Source organism: Pseudomonas sp. FSL R10-1350, from assembly GCF_009600525.1.
In the GTDB taxonomy this organism is placed as follows: domain Bacteria; phylum Pseudomonadota; class Gammaproteobacteria; order Pseudomonadales; family Pseudomonadaceae; genus Aquipseudomonas; species Aquipseudomonas helleri.
In genome coordinates, this window is sequence record NZ_WIVR01000127.1 from 1 (window position 1) to 3,182 (window position 3,182).

At 61.1% G+C, this 3,182-nt stretch carries 4 protein-coding genes; all 4 read right to left on the minus strand.

The features are described from left to right. Positions 1-1,023: DNA mismatch repair endonuclease MutL (gene mutL / locus GHO25_RS25285; RefSeq protein WP_372240978.1), on the minus strand; the 1,023-nt coding region annotated here is incomplete at its 3' end. An 11-nt stretch (positions 1,024-1,034) separates the two neighbouring features. Continuing rightward, positions 1,035-2,477, minus strand: coding sequence for an N-acetylmuramoyl-L-alanine amidase (locus GHO25_RS25290; protein ID WP_206540839.1), 1,443 nt, complete (start codon positions 2,475-2,477; stop codon positions 1,035-1,037). A gap of 2 nt (positions 2,478-2,479) precedes the next feature. Next, positions 2,480-2,950, minus strand: coding sequence for a tRNA (adenosine(37)-N6)-threonylcarbamoyltransferase complex ATPase subunit type 1 TsaE (tsaE, locus tag GHO25_RS25295; protein WP_178110237.1), 471 nt, complete (start codon positions 2,948-2,950; stop codon positions 2,480-2,482). Further along, positions 2,938-3,182: NAD(P)H-hydrate dehydratase (locus GHO25_RS25300; protein ID WP_306108782.1), on the minus strand; the 245-nt coding region annotated here is incomplete at its 5' end. The genes tsaE and GHO25_RS25300, both read right to left, overlap by 13 nt.

Consider the following 3,182-nt stretch of genomic DNA (forward strand, 5'->3'; position numbering starts at 1 on the left):
CAGTTGGTCTTCGGGGCGTACGTCGCCCAGCGCGCGGTGCAGCGTGCCGTACAAAAAGTCATGCACCATGCGCCCGTCACGGAAACGCACTTCGTGTTTGGTCGGGTGCACGTTGACGTCGACCACCGACGGGTCGACTTCAAAAAACAGCACAAAGGTCGGGTGCCGACCATTGAACAGCACATCGCGGTACGCCTGACGCACCGCGTGTGCCACCAGCTTGTCGCGCACCGCACGGCCATTCACATAAAAGTACTGCAAGTCGGCCTGGCTGCGAGAAAACGTTGGTAAGCCCACCCAGCCCCACAAATGCAGGCCGTTGCGTTCGACCTCGATGGGCAGCGCCTGCTCCAGAAACGCCGGGCCACACACCGCCGCCACACGCCGGGCGCGGGCCGTGGCATCGCGGGCTTCGTGCAGATTGAGAATACTTTTGCCGTTGTGGCGCAAGTTGAACGCCACATCAAAACGCGCCAAAGCCAGACGCTTGATCACTTCTTGCAGGTGATCGAATTCGGTTTTTTCGGTCTTGAGGAATTTACGTCGCGCCGGGGTATTGAAAAACAGGTCGCGCACTTCAACCGACGTGCCCACCGGGTGCGCCGCTGGCTGAACCCGCGGGGCCATGTCACGACCTTCGGTTTCGACCTGCCACGCCTGCTCGGCGCCACGGGTGCGCGAGGTCAGAGTCAGACGAGCCACCGAACTGATCGATGCCAGCGCCTCACCCCGAAAGCCCAGGCTCATGACCCGCTCAAGGTCTTCGAGGTCGCGGATCTTGCTGGTGGCGTGTCGCGCCAGCGCCAGCGGCAAGTCGTCACTGGAAATACCGCTGCCGTCATCACGCACCCGCAGCAGCTTGATCCCGGCCTGTTCCACGTCCACATCAATGCGCTTGGCACCCGAGTCGAGGCTGTTTTCCAGCAACTCTTTAATCACCGAGGCCGGGCGTTCAACCACTTCACCCGCGGCAATCTGGTTAGCCAGCCGCGGGCTAAGCAGTTCAATGCGGGCGCTGTTCATCACCTCATCACTCATTGTTTGGTCACCAGCTCGGTGGCCGGGATGCTCAAGTTTTGACCGATTTTCAGTTCATCGCTTTTCAAGCCGTTGGTGGAGCGCAGCGTCGCCACGCCCACTTGGTAACGCACCGCAATCATAGCCAGGGTTTCGCCTGGGCGAACCGTGTGTTCACGGGCCCCTTGGGCGATTTTGCCGGTATCACGCAGCCAGGCGATGTACGTGCCCGGTGGCGGGTTTTGCTGGAAGAACTGGCGCACGCCACTGCTGATCGAACGCGCCAGCGCTTGCTGATGGCTGGTCGAGGACAGTTTCGAGGCTTCGTTGGCGTTCGAGATAAAGCCGGTTTCCACGAGGATCGACGGGATATCCGGCGACTTGAGCACCATAAACCCGGCTTGCTCCACACGCTGCTTGTGCAACGGCGTGACCCGGCCGATGTTGCTCAGAACCTTCTGACCAACGTTAAGGCTGGAGGTCAGCGAAGCGGTCATCGACAGGTCGAGCAATACGCCTGCAAGCATTTTGTCTTTGTCATCGAGGCTCACGTTGCCCGCGCCGCCGATCAAGTCAGAACGGTTTTCGCTGTCAGCCAGCCAACGCGCCGTCTCGGACGTGGCGCCGCGTTCAGACAAGGCAAACACCGACGCACCAAACGCCGCCTTGGACGGCGCAGCGTCAGCGTGAATCGACACAAACAGGTCGGCACCCTTTTTACGGGCGATTTCGGTACGGCCACGCAACGGGATGAAATAGTCGCCGGTACGCGTCAGCTCAGCCCGGAAGCCGCGCATGCCGTTGATCTGGCGCTGCAACTCTTTGGCAATCGCCAGCACCACGTTCTTCTCGTGTTGGCCTGCAGAACCCGAAGCACCCGGGTCTTCGCCGCCGTGGCCGGGGTCGATCACCACGACAATTTCGCGTTTGCCGCTCGGCACCGGCGGCAGCTTGATATCAGGCTGGGCAGGCGTGACCGGAACAGGGACCGGTACCGGCACCACAGGCACCTTGGCCACTGTCGTGGCGGGCAGGCTTGGGGTCAGGTCTGCGCCCTGATCGAACAAATCGACCACCAGGCGGTTGCCGTATTGGGCGTTAGGAGCCAGCACAAAGCTTTTGGGGGTCACCGGTTTTTTCAGGTCGATGACCACCCGCAGGTCGGTCGGTGTGCGCTGCGCCGAGCGCATGCTGGTGATCGGCGTATTGGCCGTGGCCACATTCAACGGCCCGGCCAGGGTGGCGCCGTTGATATCAATCACCAGACGGTCTGGCGCCGTCAGCGTGAACACGCTGTGCTGCACCGGCCCGGTCAGGTCAAACACCAGCCGCGTGTTGTCCGGGGCACGCCACAAACGCACGCTTTTCACTTGTGTCGCTGCTATGGCATTGACCGCCATGACACTCAGCAACAGACCCACGACACTCACTAACGCGCGAAAGCGCATACCAAACCCCATCATTATTTGTATTCCAGCGCCACTGCGGCACACCAAGCCTCGCCACGCGAGCCTTGGGGCGACAACGTCAGCGCGCGCCCGGTGTTATGCGGCCTAATGGTAATGGTCAGGTCGGCCTTTGGCAAAAAGCCTGCACCTTGTTGGGGCCACTCAATCAAGCATAGGGCGTCTTCGTCGAAATAGTCGCGAATCCCCATAAATTCCAGCTCTTCCGGGTCAACCAGGCGATACAGGTCGAAGTGGAAAGCACGGATGTCGCCAATTTCGTAGGGTTCAACCAGGGTAAACGTCGGGCTTTTAACCGCGCCGGTGTGGCCCAGGCCGCGAATAATGCCGCGAGACAGGGTGGTTTTACCCGCGCCCAAATCCCCTTCCAGAAAAATCAGCCCATGCCCCTGGGTGATGCGGGCCAACTGCCCGCCAAAGGCGACCATGGCCTCTTCATCCGCCAGATGCAGTGTTAATTCAGACACGGTGTTTGCTCCTCCAACAACTGACGAATGGCTGGTATCAAATCACTGGCCGCCAGCCCACGGCCCATTTGTCCTTGTTGTTCGCCGGCCCGGGCATGCAGCCACACCGCCAGGCACGCCGCATCAAAGGCGCTCATGCCCTGCGCCAGCAACGCACCGACCACACCGGCCAACACGTCGCCCAAACCCGCCGTGGCCATGGCCGGATGCCCGTGCGTGCACAGCGCCAATT